We start from the raw sequence: 17,117 nt of genomic DNA, 5'->3' as shown, positions 1-17,117 counted from the left end.
CTCATTTCCTCGGGTCGAAGGCATCGCGAGCGGACTCGCCGATAAACACCAGCAAACTCAACATGATCGCCAGCACGGCAAAGGCACTCATGCCCAGCCACGGCGCTTGCAGATTGGATTTGCCCTGGGCCACCAGCTCACCCAGGGACGGTGAACCGGCCGGCAAGCCAAAACCGAGGAAGTCCAGGGCGGTGAGGGTGCCGATAGCGCCGGTGAGAATGAACGGCATGAAGGTCATGGTCGACACCATCGCATTGGGCAGGATATGCCGGAACATGATCGCGCCATTCTGCATGCCCAGGGCCCTGGCGGCGCGCACGTATTCCAGGTTTCGCCCGCGCAGGAACTCGGCGCGCACCACGTCCACCAGGCTCATCCACGAAAACAGCAGCATGATGCCCAGCAACCACCAGAAGTTGGGTTGCACGAAACTGGCGAGGATGATCAGCAGGTACAGCACCGGCAACCCGGACCAGATCTCCAGGAAGCGCTGCCCGGCCAAGTCCACCCAACCGCCGTAGAAACCCTGCAAGGCCCCGGCGATCACGCCGATGATCGAACTGAGCACTGTCAGCGTCAGGGCAAACAGCACCGACACACGGAAGCCGTAGATCACTCGTGCCAGCACATCGCGGCCCTGGTCATCGGTGCCCAACAGGTTCACGCTGGAAGGCGGCGCGGGCGCCGGCACTTTCAGGTCGTAATTGATGCTCTGGTAGCTGAACGGAATCGGTGCCCACAAGGTCCAGGCATCCTTGGCCTTGAGCAGTTCCTGGATGTAGGGGCTCTTGTAGTTGGCCTCCAGCGGGAATTCACCGCCAAAGGTGGTCTCCGGGTAGCGCTTGAGCGCCGGGAAATACCAGCCGCCGTCGTAGTGCACAGCCAGCGGCTTGTCGTTGGCGATCAGCTCTGCGCCCAGGCTCAGCACGAACAGGATCAGGAACAGCCACAGCGACCACCAGCCACGCTTGTTTGCCTTGAACCGCTCGAACCGGCGGCGATTGAGGGGGGATAGATTCATCTCAATGCTCCCGGCTGGCAAAGTCGATACGCGGATCGACCAGGGTGTAAGTGAGGTCGCCGATCAGTTTCACGATCAGCCCCAGCAGGGTGAAGATAAACAGGGTGCCGAACACCACCGGGTAGTCGCGGTTGATCGCCGCTTCAAAGCTCATCAGGCCCAGGCCGTCGAGGGAGAAAATCACTTCCACCAGCAAAGAACCGGTGAAGAAAATCCCGATGAAGGCCGAAGGGAAACCGGCGATCACCAGCAACATCGCGTTGCGAAATACATGGCCGTACAGCACGCGGTGGTTGGTCAGGCCCTTGGCCTTGGCGGTGACGACGTACTGCTTGTTGATCTCATCGAGAAAGCTGTTCTTGGTCAGCAGGGTCATGGTGGCGAAGTTGCCGATCACCAGGGCTGTGATGGGCAGCGCCAGGTGCCAGAAGTAATCGAGGATCTTGCCGCCCCAGCTCAGTTCGTCGAAGTTGTTCGACGTAAGCCCGCGCAAGGGGAACCAGTCCAGGTAGCTACCACCGGCAAACACCACGATCAGCAGGATCGCAAACAGGAACGCCGGGATCGCGTAGCCGACGATGATCGCCGAGCTGGTCCACACATCAAAATGGCTGCCGTGTCGCGTGGCCTTGGCGATCCCCAGCGGGATCGACACCAGGTACATGATCAGCGTGCTCCATAACCCGAGGGAAATGGACACCGGCATCTTTTCCTTGATCAAGTCGATGACCTTGGCGTCGCGGAAGAAGCTGTCGCCAAAGTCCAGCTGGGCATAGTTCTTGACCATGATCCACAAGCGTTCCGGCGCCGATTTGTCGAAGCCGTACATCTTCTCGATTTCCTTGATCAGCGCCGGGTCCAGGCCCTGGGCGCCACGGTAGCTGCTGGAACCGGCCACCGACACTTCGGCGCCGCCACCGGCAATGCGGCTGGTGGCGCCTTCAAAACCTTCAAGCTTGGCGATCATCTGCTCCACCGGGCCACCGGGGGCGGCCTGGATGATGACGAAGTTGATCAGCAGGATCCCGAACAACGTGGGGATGATCAGCAACAGGCGGCGAAAGATATAGGCCAGCATTTAATCGCCTCCACTCGCCGGATCGGCGCTGGCGTCTGGTTCTGAGGTGACGGCGGGTTTTACGTCAGGCTTGGCCCACCAGGTGGCGGTGCCAACGTCGTAGCGCGGCGGGACTTTGGGGTGGCCCAGGTGATCCCAGTACGCCACGCGGAAGGTCTTGATGTGCCAGTTCGGGATCACGTAGTAGCCGAACTGCAACACGCGGTCCAGGGCCTTGGCGTGCGCCACCAGGCTTTTGCGCGAATCGGCGTCGATCAGCTCTTCCACCAGCTGGTCGATGGCCGGGTCCTTGAGCCCCATGTAGTTGCGGCTGCCGGGTTTGTCGGCGCTGGAGGACTTCCAGAACTCGCGCTGTTCGTTCCCCGGCGAGGTGGACTGCGGGAAGCTGCCCACCAGCATGTCGAAGTCCCGCGAGCGAATGCGGTTGATGAACTGCGAGACGTCAACCCGACGGATCACCAGGTCGATGCCCAGGTCGGCCAGGTTGCGCTTGAACGGCAGCAGGATGCGTTCGAACTCGGTCTGGGCCAGCAGGAACTCGATTTTCACCGGCTTGCCGGTGGTGTCGACCATCTTGTCATCGACGATGCGCCAGCCGGCTTCCTGCAGCAGTTGGTAGGCCTCGCGCTGCTGGGTGCGGATCATGCCGCTACCGTCGGTCTTGGACGGTTCGAAGGCCTGGGTGAAGACTTCAGGCGGGATCTTGTCGCGCAGCGGTTCGAGGATCGCCAGTTCATCCGGGCCCGGCAGGCCGGTGGCGGCCATTTCCGAGTTTTCAAAGTAGCTGCGGGTGCGGGTATAGGCGCCGTTGAACAGCTGCTTGTTGCTCCATTCGAAATCCAGCAACAGGCTGATGGCCTTGCGCACGCGCACGTCCTGGAACATCGGCTTGCGCATGTTGAACACGAAGCCCTGCATGCCGGTGGGGTTGCCGTTGGGAATTTCTTCCTTGATCAAGCGGCCCTGGGCCACCGCCGGGATGTTATAGGCGTTGGCCCAGTTCTTGGCGCTGAACTCCAGCCAATAGTCGAACTGCCCGGCCTTGAGGGCTTCCAAGGACACGGTGCTGTCGCGGTAATAGTCAGTGATGCGGTTATCGAAGTTGTAGAAACCCTTGGCGACCGGCAGGTCCTTGGCCCAGTAATCCTTGACCCGCTCGTAGCGGATCATGCGCACGGCCTTGACCTCGGCCACCTTGTACGGCCCGCTGCCCAGCGGCACTTCGAGGTTGCCCTTGGCAAAATCGCGGGTGGCCCACCAATGCTTGGGCAATACCGGCAGTTGCCCAAGGATCAGCGGTAATTCGCGGTTGTTGGTGCGCTTGAACTTGAACAGCACCTTCAGCGGGTCTTCGGCGATCACTTCGTCGACGTCGGCGTAGTAAGTGCGGTAGATCGGCGAGCCTTCCTTGATCAGTTCCTGGAAGGTGAACACCACGTCTTCGGCGCGGATCGGGTGACCGTCATGGAAGCGGGCTTCGGGGCGCAAATAGAAGCGCACCCAACTGTTGTCCGGGGCTTTTTCGATCTTGCCGGCGACCAGGCCGTATTCGGTGATAGGTTCATCAAGGCTTTGCATGGCCAGGGTGTCGTAGATCAAACCGAGGTTGTCGGCCGGCACGCCCTTGCTGATGTACGGGTTGAGGCTGTCGAAGCCGCCCATGGCCGACTCGCGGAACGTGCCGCCCTTGGGCGCGTCCGGGTTGACGTAGTCGAAATGCTTGAAGTCGGCGGGGTATTTGGGCGGTTCGTTGTAGAGCGTCAACGCATGTTGCGGGGCGGCGTGGGCCGCGGTGCACAGCAGCAGGCCGCCGAGCAGTGCAGTACGCAAATACATCATTGGGCTTTCTCCGAAGCTTTCAGCCACCACGCGCTCAGGCCCAGGCTATAGGGCGGCGTGGTGACAAAGGCGAACCGGTTGCGGTACGCCAAGCGATGATAGTTGAGGTACCAGTTGGGAATACTGTAGTGCTGCCACAGCAGCACCCGGTCCAGGGCACGGCCGGCGGCCAGTTGCTCTTCGCGGGTCTTGGCGGCCAGCAGTTGTTCCAGCAGGTGATCGACAATCGGGTTGGCAATGCCTGCGTAGTTCTTGCTGCCCTTGATCGCGGCCTGGCTGGAGTGGAAGTACTGCCACTGCTCAAGGCCCGGACTCAAGGTCTGGTTGAGGGTGATGAGGATCATGTCGAAGTCGAACTGATCCAGGCGTTGCTTGTATTGGGCGCGGTCGACGGTGCGCAGGCGCGCGTCGATGCCGATGCTGATCAGGTTCTCGACATAGGGCTGCAGGATGCGCTCCAGGTTCGGGTTGACCAGCAGGATCTCGAAGCGCAGCGGTTGGCCGTCTTTGTTCAGCAGACGTTGGCCGGAGAGTTTCCAGCCGGCGTCACCGAGCAGGGCCAGGGCGCGGCGCATGGTCTCGCGGGGGATGCCGCGCCCGTCGGTCTGGGGCAGGCTGAACGGCTGGGTAAACAGGTTGGCCGGCAATTGCTCGCGGTAGGGCGAGAGCATCAGCCATTCATGGCCGGTGGGCACGCCGGTGGCGGAGAATTCGCTGTTAGGGTAATAGCTCAAAGTACGTTTGTAGGCGCTGCTGAACAGGGTGCGGTTGGTCCATTCGAAGTCGAACATCAGCCCCAGGGCTTCGCGCACCTTGGTCTGGCTGAAATTCGGTCGCCGGCTGTTCATGAACAGGCCCTGGCTCTGGGTCGGGATCTGGTGGGCTATCTGCGCCTTGATCACGTCGCCCCGGTTCACCGCCGGGAAGTTGTAACCGTTGGCCCAGTTTTTGGCCTGATGCTCGATATAGATATCGAACTCGCCGGCCTTGAAGGCTTCGAAGGCCACGTCGCTGTCGCGATAGAACTCCACTTCGACCTTGTCGTAGTTATAAAACCCCTGGTTGACCGGCAGGTCCTTGCCCCAGTAGTCCTTGACCCGTTCGAACACCAGTTGCCGGCCAGGCGTGACCTTGCTGATACGGTACGGCCCGCTGCCCAGTGGTGGTTCGAAGGTGGTGGCCTTGAAGTCGCGGTTTTTCCAATAGTGCTGGGGCAATACCGGCAATTCGCCCAGACGCAGGATCAGCAACGGGTTGCCGGCGCGCTTGAACACAAAGCGGATCCGGTGTCGGTTGAGGATATCCACCCGCGCCACTTCCTGCAGGTTGGTGCGGTATTGCGGATGGCCTTCGGTCAGCAGGGTGCGATAGGAAAACGCCACGTCATAGGCCGTGATTGGTTTGCCATCATGAAAACGCGCTTCCGGGCGCAGGTTGAACACCACCCAGCTGCGGTCCTCGCTGTACTCCACCGACTGGGCGATCAGCCCATAACTGGAGGTGGGCTCATCGCCGGAGGGCGCGTACAGCCCGGTGCCGACCATCAATGGCTCGTTCAGCTCGTTGACGCCGTACTGCAGGAAATTGGGAGTGGAAACCGGGCTGGAGCCCTTGAAGGTATAGGGATTGAGCGTATCGAAGGTGCCAAAGGCCATGACCCGCAATGTCCCGCCTTTCGGCGCTGCGGGGTTTACCCAATCGAAGTGGGTGAATTTGGCCGGGTACTTGAGCCTGCCGAACTGCGTATAACCGTGGCTCTCGGTAATCGCCGCGTTCGCACCAAAGCTCAAGGCCAGACTTATTAGTAGAAGGAGGGGACGCTTCAAGTCAGGGATCCGATCCAGGCGGCTTGCGCTTTATGATCGGTACAGTAACAGCTTGTTCCGGTTGGAAAAAGGTTGCTGTTGTAGTGAGCGTAAGGGCTTCTTGTGGCGAGGGAGCTTGCTCCCGCTGGAGCGCGAAGCGCTCCCAAAACCGGAGTTACACCCGATGTTTGTTGGGGCTGCTGCGCAGCCCAGCGGGAGCAAGCTCCCTCGTCACAATCAGCGTGGCCCGGAAACCACCAGCATCTGCCCTGGCTTGAGCGCCTGGCCAGTACGCGGGTTCCAGCGCTTGAGATGTTGCATCTCAACGTTGAAACGCTTGGCGACGATGTACAACGAGTCGCCTTTCTTGACCTTGTATTGCACCGGCTTCTTGCTGTCGGCCTTGGCCACCAGCTTACGCGTGTCCTGCATCACCAGGGTCTGGCCGACCTTGAGCGCCTGGCCGTTCAGCTTGTTCCAGCGCTGCAGGTCATGCACATCGACCTTGTTGGCCTTGGCGATCAGCGTCAGGTTGTCCCCACTGCGCACCTTGTAGCTGCGGCTACGGCCGGCAACGCGCGCGGTCTCGACTTCGTCGAACACCTGCTTTTTCGGCCGCATCGCCAGCAATTCTTCTGGCTTCATCGTCGAAAGGGTACTAGTGAGCAGTTGTGCCTTGGAACTCGGCACCAGCAGATGCTGCGGGCCATCCAGGGTGGTGCGCTGTTTCAGCGCGGGGTTGAGCTGGAACAGTTCGTCTTCGTCGATTTCGGCCAGTGCGGCGACCCGTGACAGGTCCATGCTTTGCTTGACTTCAACCACTTCGAAGTACGGCGTGTTGGCAATCGGGTTCAGGTTGACGCCATAGGCCTCGGGCGCCAGCACCACTTGGGACAACGCCAGGAACTTGGGCACGTAGTCCTTGGTTTCCTGGGGCAGGGGCAGGTTCCAGTAGTCGGTCGGCAGGCCGAGCTTCTCGTTGCGCTCGATTGCCCGGCTCACCGTGCCTTCGCCGGCGTTGTAGGCGGCCAGGGCCAACAGCCAGTCACCGTTGAACATGTCGTGCAGACGGGTCAGGTAGTCGAGGGCGGCGGTGGTGGAGGCGGTGATGTCGCGGCGGCCATCATAGGCCCGGGTCTGGCGCAGGTTGAAGTAGCGCCCGGTGGAGGGAATGAACTGCCACAAGCCGACCGCATCGCTGCGCGAATAGGCCATCGGGTTGTAGGCACTTTCAATCACTGGCAGCAGCGCCAGCTCCAGTGGCATGTTGCGTTCTTCAAGGCGTTCGACGATGTAATGAATGTAGAGGCTGCCGCGTTCACCGGCGTTCTCGAGGAAGGAGGGGTTGCTGGCGAACCACAGTCGCTGTTGCTCGATACGTGGGTTGACGCCTACACCATCCTGCAATTGAAAGCCCCTTCGCATGCGCTCCCAGACATCTTGGGGCACTTCGGGAGCGGGCTTTTGAGAAAGCCAGATGACGGGTTTCTGTTTGATCTTGGCGCTGAGGTTTGGCTTGGGTTGCACGGTGGATTGTGCGGTGAAATTGCTTGATTGGCAGCCCGCCAGCGTGGCGGACACAGCCACCGCCACAGCTTGAGCCAGGCGGGTCAATGCGTCTGAATGGTTGGATTTACGAATAGATGACGACATTGGCTGGAAGTAAGTTCCGGGCAAAAATGTCGGGCGATTCTAGAAACCCGTTTGGTTCCGGTCAACCATTCAGAAATTACGTATCAGATTGCTTCCCGTTAGAACTTATCTTTCCACGCCCTCAAGCTAGCAAACACCTCGGCCCCAGAGCGGTTGTCGCGGCCATTCCGTTCGTCCGCTTTTTGTTTAACGGATGTTTCAGAGGTGCGCAGAAAGGGGTTGGTACGCTTTTCCAGGGCCAGGTTGGAAGGCAGCGTGATCTCGCCACGTTCGCGCAATTGGCGGACGTTTTCCACCCGTTCGGCGATATCGGCATTGTCCGGTTCCACGGCCTGGGCAAACTTGAGGTTGCTTTGTGTGTATTCGTGGGTGCAGTACACCAAGGTGTCGGCGGGCAGCGCGGCCAGACGCTCAAGGGAGGTGTGCATCTGTTCTAGCGTGCCTTCGAACAGACGCCCGCAACCGGCGGCGAACAGGGTGTCGCCACAGAACAGCACGCCTTGGTGATAAAACGCGATATGGCCCAGGGTGTGGCCGGGCACGGTATAAATGTCGAAATCCCAGCCGAGCACGCTGATCCGCTCGTCATCGTTAAGGGCGACGTCCCGCGCGGGGATTTTCTCGTTGGCTGGGCCGTAGACCTTGGCGTCAGTCACCCGTTTGAGTTGTTCGACGCCGCCGACATGGTCGTGGTGATGGTGAGTGATGAGGATGTCGCTCAGGACCCACTCAGGGTTTTGCTTGAGCCAGGCCAGTACCGGCGCGGCATCGCCGGGGTCGACCACGGCGCAGCGCTGGGTGCTCGGGTCTTGTAACAACCAGATGTAGTTATCGGTGAAGGCGGGCAGGGCACTGATCTGTATCATTCTTCGATTCGCCAAGCTGAACACATTGGTGCATCTTAGAACGTCTAGGCGAGTTGGAGAATGCAATGACTGATAAAGCGTTCGCCCAGGCCGATCCTGAGTGGCTGGCCCTGATCAGTGCAGCCCGTGAATGGCTGTCCGGTCCGATCGGGCAATTTCTGCTGGACGAAGAACGGCGCATGCTCGAAGACGAGTTGGGCCGGTTCTTTGGCGGCTACCTGGTGCATTACGGCCCCTCGGCCGAAACGCCGCCGTGCGCGCCCCAGGTGCAGCGCAATGTTCGCCTGGGTGCACCGTTGCCGGGGGTGGAGATTGTCTGCGAGGAGCAGGCCTGGCCGTTGAGCGAGCACGCCGCCGATGTGGTGGTGTTGCAGCATGGCCTGGATTTCTGCCTGTCGCCCCACGGCTTGCTGCGCGAAGCGGCGAGCAGTGTGCGTCCGGGTGGTCATTTGCTGATTGTCGGGATCAACCCCTGGAGCAGTTGGGGCTTGCGCCATGTGTTCGCCCACGACGCCTTGCGCCAGGCGCGTTGCATCTCGCCGCAACGGGTGGGGGACTGGCTGAACCTGCTGGGCTTCGCGCTGGAGAAACGCCGCTTCGGGTGCTATCGTCCGCCGCTTGCGTCGACCAAGTGGCAAGCCCGCCTGGCCGGCTGGGAGCGCCGCGCAGGCGCCTGGCAATTGTCGGGTGGCGGCTTCTATCTGCTGGTGGCGCGCAAGATCGTGGTTGGGTTGCGGCCGGTGCAACAGGTACGCCGCGAGCCGATGGGCAAGTTGGTGCCGATGCCGATGGCCAAGGTCAACCGCAAGCAAAGCGACGCATGACCCTCTTTTTGAATGAATACCGAGCAACCGATGACCGATAGCGTAGAACTCTTCACCGATGGCGCCTGCAAAGGCAACCCCGGCCCTGGCGGCTGGGGCGCGTTGCTGGTGTGCAAGGGCGTAGAGAAAGAGTTGTGGGGCGGCGAGCCCAATACCACCAACAACCGCATGGAGCTGATGGGCGCGATTCGCGGCCTGGAAGAACTCAAGCGCCGTTGCAACGTGTTGCTGGTGACCGACTCGCAATACGTGATGAAGGGCATCAACGAGTGGATGGTCAACTGGAAGAAACGCGGCTGGAAGACGGCGGCCAAGGAGCCGGTGAAGAACGCCGACCTGTGGCAACTGCTCGATGAACAATGCAATCGTCATGACATCACCTGGAAGTGGGTACGCGGCCACATCGGCCACCCCGGCAACGAGCGCGCCGACCAGTTGGCCAACCGTGGCGTGGACGAAGTGCGCGGCTACAAACAGAGCTGATGTTTAAAGTGCCGCGATCGCCTGGGCCAGTTGCATATCGGTAAAGGTTTGCCCTGGCAGGCGTTCACGCACATGCACCAACGCCGATGCCAGGCTCACACCCAGTATCTGGCCGTCGCTGGCGACAAAGGCTTCGGCGTCATGACTGGCGGCCTGGACAATCTTGTCGTCCTTGAACGAAGAAGTGGTGCCCTTGCTGGCGCTCATGGACAGGCTGATCAGGAAGTCGGTGGTCATTACGAAGCTGGTAGCGTGTGCAATGCAGGCACAGCCCATCAGCAACAGGGAGCACAGTGTTCTCGAAAGGTTCATGGTGTTGCCGAGTCCGCATTCAGTTGGGGTGCGCAGGCTAGCAAGGGCGCCTTGGGCAATCTGCTGCGGCTTTGCTAAAGATTGTAAGAAACTGTCGGAAATTGAAGGCGTTAGGCCAGCCTTGGGCGGCCTGGAGCGTGACGTGCTAATATCCCGCCCCTTGAAATACACCACACCGTTGAGAGCTGAACCCTGATGGCCATCCGATCTGTTGTACTCGATACCGAAACCACCGGCATGCCGGTGACCGACGGCCACCGGATCATTGAAATCGGCTGTGTCGAACTGATGGGTCGCCGCCTCACCGGGCGTCACTTCCACGTCTATCTGCAACCAGACCGCGACAGTGACGAAGGCGCGATCGGCGTCCACGGCATCACCGACGAGTTCCTCAAGGGCAAGCCGCGTTTCGCTGAAGTCGCCGATGAATTCTTTGAGTTCATCAACGGCGCCCAACTGATCATCCATAACGCGGCGTTCGACGTCGGCTTCATCAACAACGAATTTGCCCTGATGGGGCAGACTGATCGTGCAGACATTTCCCAGCACTGCTCGATCCTCGACACCTTGATGATGGCCCGTGAGCGCCACCCCGGCCAGCGCAACAGCCTCGATGCCTTGTGCAAGCGTTATGGCGTCGACAACTCCGGCCGTGAGCTGCACGGCGCCTTGCTCGACTCCGAGATTCTTGCCGACGTCTACCTGACCATGACCGGCGGGCAGACCAGCCTGTCCCTGGCGGGTAACGCTTCAGACGGCAGCGGCTCGGCGGAAGGCTCGGGCAACCGTCCTTCGGAAATCCGTCGCCTGCCAGGCGACCGCAAGCCGACCACGATCATCCGCGCCAGTGAGCAGGACCTGGCCGAGCATGCGGCGCGGCTGGAAGCGATTGCCAAGTCGGCGGGTGCGCCGGCGTTGTGGTCAACCCTGACCCAGCAATAGGCCGGAAAAACGCGGTAAAAATGTGGGAGCGGGCTTGCTCGCGAATAGGGTGGTTCAGTTAACTTATCTATCGACTGACACACTGCATTCGCGAGCAAGCCCGCTCCCACCTTTGATTTGTACAACCGTTGAAATCTTCATTCGCGTCATCGCCCCCCAGCTTCTACCCTTGAGTGCATAGCCCTCAGGACTGAACGCACTCATGTACAAAGACCTGAAGTTTCCTGTGCTTATCGTGCACCGTGACATCAAGGCCGACACCGTTGCCGGTGACCGGGTTCGAGGCATCGCCCGAGAGCTGGAACAAGAGGGCTTCAGTATTTTTTCCGCAGTGGATTACGCCGAAGGGCGACTGGTGGCTTCTACCCATCATGGCCTGGCGTGCATGCTGATCGCCGCCGAGGGTGCTGGCGAAAATACCCACCTGCTGCAAAACATGGTCGAGCTGATCCGCCTGGCGCGGCTGCGGGCGCCGAACCTGCCGATCTTTGCCCTGGGCGAGCAAGTCACCCTGGAAAATGCGCCCGCCGACGCCATGAGCGAACTCAACCAGCTACGTGGCATTCTCTATCTATTCGAAGACACCGTACCGTTTCTTGCGCGGCAAGTCGCCCGTGCGGCACGCACCTATTTGGATGGCCTGTTGCCGCCATTCTTCAAGGCGCTGGTGCAACATACCGCCGACTCCAATTACTCCTGGCACACCCCCGGCCATGGCGGTGGCGTGGCCTACCGCAAGAGCCCGGTGGGGCAGGCGTTTCATCAGTTCTTCGGGGAAAACACGCTGCGCTCCGACCTCTCGGTATCGGTGCCTGAACTCGGCTCGTTGCTGGACCACACCGGCCCACTGGCCGAAGCCGAAGCCCGCGCCGCGCGCAACTTTGGCGCCGACCACACCTTCTTCGTGATCAACGGCACCTCTACCGCCAACAAGATCGTCTGGCATTCCATGGTCGGCCGCGATGACCTGGTGCTTGTGGACCGCAATTGCCATAAGTCGGTGCTGCACTCGATCATCATGACCGGCGCCATCCCGTTGTACCTGTGCCCCGAACGTAACGAACTGGGCATTATCGGCCCGATTCCCCTGAGCGAATTCAGCCCCGAATCGATCCGCACCAAGATCGACGCCAGCCCGCTCACCCGTGGCCGCCCGCCGAAAGTGAAAATGGCGGTAGTGACCAATTCCACCTACGACGGGCTCTGCTACAACGCCGAGCTGATCAAGCAGCAACTGGGCAACAGTGTCGAGGTGCTGCATTTTGACGAAGCCTGGTATGCCTACGCGGCATTCCATGAGTTCTTCGCCGGGCGCTACGGCATGGGCACTTCGCGCACGCCAGACAGCCCGTTGGTGTTCACCACCCACTCGACCCACAAGCTCCTGGCGGCCTTCAGCCAGGCCTCGATGATCCATGTGCAGGACGGTGGCGCACGCCAACTGGACCGTGACCGCTTCAACGAAGCTTTCATGATGCATATCTCCACGTCGCCGCAATACAGCATCATTGCTTCGCTGGATGTCGCGTCGGCGATGATGGAAGGCCCGGCCGGGCGTTCGCTGTTGCAGGAAATGTTCGACGAGGCATTGAGTTTCCGCCGCGCCCTGGCCAACTTGCGCCAGCACATTGCTGAAGAGGATTGGTGGTTTTCGATCTGGCAGCCGCCCTCGGTCGCGGGTATCGACCGCGTCGTCACCGCCGATTGGCTGTTGCATCCTGAGGATGATTGGCATGGCTTCGGCGACGTGGCCGAAGACTATGTGCTGCTGGACCCGATCAAAGTGACCCTGGTGATGCCCGGCCTCAATGCCGGCGGCGCCCTCAGCGATTGCGGGATTCCCGCAGCGGTCGTCAGCAAATTCCTCTGGGAGCGTGGACTGGTGGTGGAAAAAACCGGGCTGTATTCCTTCCTTGTGTTGTTCTCCATGGGCATCACCAAGGGCAAATGGAGTACCTTGCTCACCGAGTTGCTGGAATTCAAGCGCAGTTACGACGCGAATGTCAGCCTGGCCAGTTGCCTGCCTTCGGTGTTTGCCCAAGGGCCGGTGCGTTACCAGGGGCTGGGTTTGCGCGATCTGTGCAACCAATTGCACGGCTGTTACCGCAGCAATGCCACGGCCAAACACCTCAAGCGCATGTACACCGTCTTGCCGGAAATCGCGATGAAACCGGCCGACGCCTACGATCAATTGGTGAGGGGCGAAGTGGAGGCAGTCTCTATTGATGCCTTGCAAGGCCGCGTCGCAGCAGTGATGCTGGTGCCTTACCCGCCCGGTATTCCATTGATCATGCCGGGCGAGCGCTTTACCGAGTCGACACGCTCGATCATCGACTACCTGGCGTTTGCCCGGACGTTCGATAGCAGTTTCCCCGGTTTTGTCGCCGATGTTCATGGGTTGCAACACGAAGATGACGGCAGTGGTCGTTGTTACACCGTCGATTGCATCAAGGGTTAAGGATGGTTATGCAAGCTGTAATGAACCCGAAGTATCCGGGGCTCAGTGTACGGGTCGCCGACGAAGGCTTTGATGCCTACGTGTGGGGCAATGACTTCAGCTTTGAAGTCAGCGCCTACGGTGAGCCGCAGATGGGCACGCGGGTCGATCAATGGCCCGTGGAGCGCATCCTGCCGTACCGCAAGTGCTATGGCATCGACCCTGAAGAGTTCGCCAGTTTCCGCGATGCGCCCGACAGCGCGATCTTCATGGCCTACCTGGATGATCGCCCGGTGGGACATATCGTGGTCAGCACCAACTGGAACGGTTTTGCCCACGTCGACGAGCTGGCGGTGGCCTTGCCCGCGCGGCGCCACGGGGTGGCCAAGGCGCTGCTGGATGTGGCGCAGTTCTGGAGTCGCAAGAAGAACCTGCCGGGCATGATGCTGGAAACCCAGAACAACAACCTGGGCGCCTGCCGATTGTACGAGCGTTGCGGTTATGTGATGGGCGGGGTCGATCACCTGCGCTATCGCGGCATCGATCCGCAAACCCGTGAAGTGGCGATATTCTGGTATCGGCTGTTCAAGAGCGAAGTCGACAAGACTTAACCTGCCAACAGGCCCTCGGCCTTTTGCGTCACGATTTCCAGCAGCGCATTAAGCGCGGGCGAAGTCACGCCATCCTTGAGGGTCAGCGCGTACAGGCTGACCATGATCGGTGGCGACACCGGGCACGCATCCAGCCCAGCCTCACGCGCGCCGAACGCGGTGAAGGGGTCGACCACTGCCAGGCCTTCTCCCGCTTCCACCATGCTGCGCATCATCTGGTAGGTCTGTACGCGTGTCTGCACCACGGGTAGCGGGCGCAGGGCTTGCAGCTTGGCATCCAGCAGGCGGCTGAGCGGGTCCTGGCCTTCCAGGCCGATCATCGATTGCCCGGCCAGGTCCTGTAGCGCGATGTATTTCTGCTTGGGCTTGAGCCAGCCGTGGGGGGCGAGCAATTGCAGTTTGCCCTGGGCCAGTACCGTGCTGTGGATTTGCGGGTGTTCCGGATCATGCAGGCTCAAACCCACATCGGCCTCGTGCAGCAGCAGGCTCCTGACGATTTCTCGGGTCGGTTGGCTAGACAGGTTGCACGGTGTGTCCTGAAAACGTCGGCGCAACGCTGCAATGCTTTGCGGTAGCAGTTGGTTGGCCAGCGGCGGCGTACACAGGGCGCGCAGGGTGGGGGCATGATGATGTTTCAAGCGGCTGGCCAAGCGTTGCACCGGCTCCAGCGCTTCATAGACGTGGGCGATTTCGGCTTGCAGTTCCAGGGTTTCCCGGGTGGCCTGCAAACGTCCACGCACACTGGCGAACAGCATAAAACCCAACTGCTGCTCGGCGTCCTTGAGCGCCGCGTCCACATCGCCCACGGAGAGTTGCAACCACTCGGCGGCCAAGCCTGGGTGTCCGGTCTGCAAGATGGCCTGAATCACTTCGATATGACGTAAACGCATCGCCGGAGTCTATGTGCAGCGGGCCCGGTATTCAATAGAATGGCGATGCTGATCATCAACGACCACAGCCGGCTACCGGCATTAACAACAAAAACAGGTCTGGTCTATATGCCTTTACCCTCGATTTTTCTCGGGGTAACGGCCAAGCAACTGCTGGTCCTGGTGACCGTCGGATGCGTGGCTGCTTATCTCCTCGACACTCAGAACGAAACCGCGCCGGAAAACCTGGCCCTTGAAGCCTATATCCGTTCCCAGGAACAGGTGGTCGAGCAGGTGGGCTCGGTGCTGGGCATGGAGTTGGTCAGGCAGGTGGTCGCGCATCCGGGCTACAACTCGGCGGGCTACCAGCGTTCGCTGTATGCCGTTGAAGGCGAGCGGGGGCGGTTGATGGTCACGCTGAAGAAGGTGCAGGGAGAGCGGGGCATCGAGGTCACGGAAATCCGTCGTCCGTGATCACCCCAGCCCAGTCAATGCCGTCAATGGCCAGGACTGAGCAGGTGGATAGGGCGAGATCTTATGACGCGAGGGTGGTTTGCGATTCGCGCACAAGAATGGTGCCCGATTGGATCAACTTGAATTCGTCGCCTTCCAGTTTCTCTACACGGTCGCCAATGGCCAGCTTGTAGGTGGTGGTAGGTGCCGAGCCAGCCAGGTCGCCTTGCGCCGGGTTGGATTCCTGGAACTCATGCACCGAATACACGCGTCCTTCTGCGTCTCTGGCATGAAACTGTCCGACTAATACTGCTGCCATCTGTTTAGAACCTCTGGAGATAAACACTCGATTTGCGGTTCTGTAGACCGTCATGGAGCGGGGTAGTTTACTTACGGAATAAAAATACTATTCGCTGATATTTTCAGATGCTTCCTACGTGTCGCAGTGCCAGGCAAACGCCCGCAGGAATATCAAAACCTTCTGGTGAACACGCCGCGAAGACTCTATAACTACAAGCTCCTTTAGTCAGACGTCGGGAAACCCCAATGAGCAAGGTCTACACCGTAGCCGTCGTGGTCGGCAGCTTGAGAAAAGACTCGATCAACCGCAAGGTCGCACTGGCACTGGCCGAACTGGCCCCGGCCAACCTGAAGTTGAACATTGTGGAAATTGGCGATTTGCCGCTCTACAACGAAGACATTGACGGGGCGACACCGCCGGCAGCCTACAGTACTTTCCGCAAACACGTGAGTTCATCCGACGCGGTGTTGTTCGTGACCCCGGAATACAACCGCTCCGTGCCCGCCCCGTTGAAGAACGCCATCGACGTCGGTTCGCGGCCTTACGGGCAGAGCGCCTGGAGTGGCAAGCCGGGGGCGATCATCAGTGTATCGCCGGGTGCGATTGGTGGATTTGGCGCCAACCATCACCTGCGCCAGTCCCTGGTGTTCCTCGATATACCGTGCATGCAGCAGCCGGAGGCCTATCTGGGCGGCGCGGGCAGTGTGTTTGACGAGGAGGGCAAGGTCTCGGAAAAGACCAAGCCGTTCTTGCAGGCGTTCATTGACGCCTATGGCAAGTGGGTCGAAAAACAGCACGGCTGAATACTCCGGACTTTGTGGCGAGGGAGCTTGCTCCCGCTGGACTGCGCAGCAGGCCCATCTTTTGGGGCCGCTTCGCGGCCCAGCGGGAGCAAGCTCCCTCGCCACAGGTACAGTGTTCACATCAGTTTTTCCCCCGCGTGTCAGGCCAACTGATCCGCAAGCAACAACGCCAACTCCGTGCTTTTCAGGCGCGACGCCTGATCGACCTCCGGCCCCAAGATGGTCTTCTCCACATAGAGCGAGTGCACATCCGTCACCCCGATAAAGCCTAGCCAGGCCTCCATGTAAGGCTTCTGGAAATCCATCGCCTGGGTGTCCGGCGCCGAAAAATCCATACCCCGCGCATACACGTTCACCGCCGTCTTGTTGCGCAGCAGCCCGCGCAACCCGTGCTCCGGGCTGAATTCGAACAACACGTCCTTCTGCGACACCACGTCGATAAAGTGCTTGAGCTTGTAGGGCACGGCGAAATTCCACAGCGGAACCGAGAACACCAGCACGTCAGCCTGATGCAGTTGGGCCGCCAGCCTTTTCAGCGTTTCCCAGGCGAGGGCTTGTTCTTCGCTCATGAGCGTTCCACTGAGCCCGGCGTATTTGGCGTCCATGATCGGGCCGTCGAATTCGGGCAGGTCCAGCGCCCAGAGGTCCAGGGTATTGACCTGGGTGTCGGGCGCGTTCTGCTGATACCGCGCGATAAACTGGCGGGCGATTTCCAAAGAGGCGGAGCGCTGTTTGCGCGGTGAGCATTCGATGTGCAGGAGGGTGGTCATGGCAGGTCTCGGAGAAAGGTGACCCAAGCATTGCAACATAGCGCCAGGTG

The 17,117-nt window shown here is 60.3% G+C and carries 17 protein-coding genes; 7 read left to right on the top strand and 10 right to left on the bottom strand.

Going from position 1 to position 17,117, the window contains the following annotated elements; genetic code table 11:
• Window position 1: 1 nt before the first annotated feature.
• The 6 genes from H096_RS26315 to gloB all read right to left on the bottom strand — a co-directional run bounded on the left by H096_RS26315 (window position 2) and on the right by gloB (window position 8,262).
• Window positions 2-1,021 carry an ABC transporter permease gene (locus H096_RS26315; RefSeq protein WP_012723835.1) on the bottom strand — a complete coding sequence of 340 codons (1,020 nt, stop codon included), beginning with the start codon at window positions 1,019-1,021 and terminating at the stop codon, window positions 2-4.
• A gap of 1 nt (window position 1,022) precedes the next feature.
• Window positions 1,023-2,099, bottom strand: coding sequence for a microcin C ABC transporter permease YejB (locus H096_RS26310; protein ID WP_033902277.1), 1,077 nt, complete (start codon window positions 2,097-2,099; stop codon window positions 1,023-1,025).
• Window positions 2,100-3,938 (bottom strand): extracellular solute-binding protein, encoded by a 1,839-nt coding sequence (locus H096_RS26305; protein ID WP_033902276.1) that lies wholly within the window; start codon window positions 3,936-3,938, stop codon window positions 2,100-2,102.
• Window positions 3,935-5,764, bottom strand: coding sequence for an extracellular solute-binding protein (locus tag H096_RS26300; protein ID WP_033902275.1), 1,830 nt, complete (start codon window positions 5,762-5,764; stop codon window positions 3,935-3,937). Before H096_RS26300 ends, H096_RS26305 begins: the two co-directional genes overlap by 4 nt.
• A 216-nt stretch (window positions 5,765-5,980) precedes the next feature.
• Complete coding sequence (locus H096_RS26295) at window positions 5,981-7,396, bottom strand: lytic transglycosylase domain-containing protein (protein WP_033902274.1); 1,416 nt, start codon at window positions 7,394-7,396, stop codon at window positions 5,981-5,983.
• A gap of 98 nt (window positions 7,397-7,494) precedes the next feature.
• Window positions 7,495-8,262 carry a hydroxyacylglutathione hydrolase gene (gene gloB, locus H096_RS26290; RefSeq protein WP_033902273.1) on the bottom strand — a complete coding sequence of 256 codons (768 nt, stop codon included), beginning with the start codon at window positions 8,260-8,262 and terminating at the stop codon, window positions 7,495-7,497.
• A 65-nt stretch (window positions 8,263-8,327) separates the two neighbouring features.
• On the opposite strand from gloB, the gene H096_RS26285 reads away from it, so the two are divergent.
• On the top strand, window positions 8,328-9,086 hold the full coding sequence (locus H096_RS26285; RefSeq protein ID WP_016979721.1) for a methyltransferase domain-containing protein: 759 nt from the start codon (window positions 8,328-8,330) through the stop codon (window positions 9,084-9,086).
• A 30-nt stretch (window positions 9,087-9,116) separates the two neighbouring features.
• Window positions 9,117-9,569 carry a ribonuclease HI gene (gene rnhA, locus H096_RS26280; protein ID WP_010210917.1) on the top strand — a complete coding sequence of 151 codons (453 nt, stop codon included), beginning with the start codon at window positions 9,117-9,119 and terminating at the stop codon, window positions 9,567-9,569.
• 3 nt (window positions 9,570-9,572) lie between these two features.
• On the opposite strand, the gene H096_RS26275 is transcribed toward rnhA, so the two are convergent.
• On the bottom strand, window positions 9,573-9,881 hold the full coding sequence (locus H096_RS26275; RefSeq protein ID WP_033902272.1) for a DUF2388 domain-containing protein: 309 nt from the start codon (window positions 9,879-9,881) through the stop codon (window positions 9,573-9,575).
• Window positions 9,882-10,082: 201 nt separating this feature from the next.
• On the opposite strand from H096_RS26275, the gene dnaQ reads away from it, so the two are divergent.
• The 3 genes from dnaQ to H096_RS26260 all read left to right on the top strand — a co-directional run bounded on the left by dnaQ (window position 10,083) and on the right by H096_RS26260 (window position 13,871).
• Window positions 10,083-10,823, top strand: a complete 741-nt coding sequence (gene dnaQ, locus H096_RS26270) for a DNA polymerase III subunit epsilon (RefSeq protein ID WP_177053027.1) — start codon at window positions 10,083-10,085, stop codon at window positions 10,821-10,823.
• 202 nt (window positions 10,824-11,025) lie between these two features.
• Window positions 11,026-13,281 carry an Orn/Lys/Arg decarboxylase N-terminal domain-containing protein gene (locus tag H096_RS26265; protein WP_033902270.1) on the top strand — a complete coding sequence of 752 codons (2,256 nt, stop codon included), beginning with the start codon at window positions 11,026-11,028 and terminating at the stop codon, window positions 13,279-13,281.
• An 8-nt stretch (window positions 13,282-13,289) separates the two neighbouring features.
• Window positions 13,290-13,871: a GNAT family N-acetyltransferase gene (locus H096_RS26260; RefSeq protein ID WP_082461863.1), complete on the top strand. Its 582-nt coding sequence runs from the start codon at window positions 13,290-13,292 to the stop codon at window positions 13,869-13,871.
• Here the strand turns inward: H096_RS26260 and H096_RS26255 are convergent.
• Window positions 13,868-14,761 (bottom strand): LysR substrate-binding domain-containing protein, encoded by an 894-nt coding sequence (locus H096_RS26255; protein ID WP_033902268.1) that lies wholly within the window; start codon window positions 14,759-14,761, stop codon window positions 13,868-13,870. The genes H096_RS26260 and H096_RS26255 overlap by 4 nt on opposite strands.
• Window positions 14,762-14,869: 108 nt before the next feature.
• Here H096_RS26255 and H096_RS26250 point away from each other — a divergent pair, with 108 nt between their 5' ends.
• Window positions 14,870-15,214: a hypothetical protein gene (locus H096_RS26250; protein ID WP_033902314.1), complete on the top strand. Its 345-nt coding sequence runs from the start codon at window positions 14,870-14,872 to the stop codon at window positions 15,212-15,214.
• Window positions 15,215-15,275: 61 nt separating this feature from the next.
• On the opposite strand, the gene H096_RS26245 is transcribed toward H096_RS26250, so the two are convergent.
• Window positions 15,276-15,512: a hypothetical protein gene (locus tag H096_RS26245; protein ID WP_016979714.1), complete on the bottom strand. Its 237-nt coding sequence runs from the start codon at window positions 15,510-15,512 to the stop codon at window positions 15,276-15,278.
• Window positions 15,513-15,739: 227 nt separating this feature from the next.
• On the opposite strand from H096_RS26245, the gene H096_RS26240 reads away from it, so the two are divergent.
• Window positions 15,740-16,297, top strand: a complete 558-nt coding sequence (locus H096_RS26240; protein WP_033902267.1) for an NAD(P)H-dependent oxidoreductase — start codon at window positions 15,740-15,742, stop codon at window positions 16,295-16,297.
• Window positions 16,298-16,437: 140 nt separating this feature from the next.
• Here H096_RS26240 and H096_RS26235 read toward each other — a convergent pair whose 3' ends face one another.
• Window positions 16,438-17,067 carry an NAD(P)H-dependent oxidoreductase gene (locus H096_RS26235; RefSeq protein ID WP_033902266.1) on the bottom strand — a complete coding sequence of 210 codons (630 nt, stop codon included), beginning with the start codon at window positions 17,065-17,067 and terminating at the stop codon, window positions 16,438-16,440.
• Between the last annotated feature and the right edge of the window lie 50 nt (window positions 17,068-17,117).

Origin of the sequence: Pseudomonas sp. FH1, from assembly GCF_000510895.2 — a bacterium.
GTDB lineage: Bacteria > Pseudomonadota > Gammaproteobacteria > Pseudomonadales > Pseudomonadaceae > Aquipseudomonas > Aquipseudomonas azotoformans_A.
Note: the sequence above shows the minus strand (reverse complement) of the source record. Positions and strands in the feature narration are given on the sequence as shown.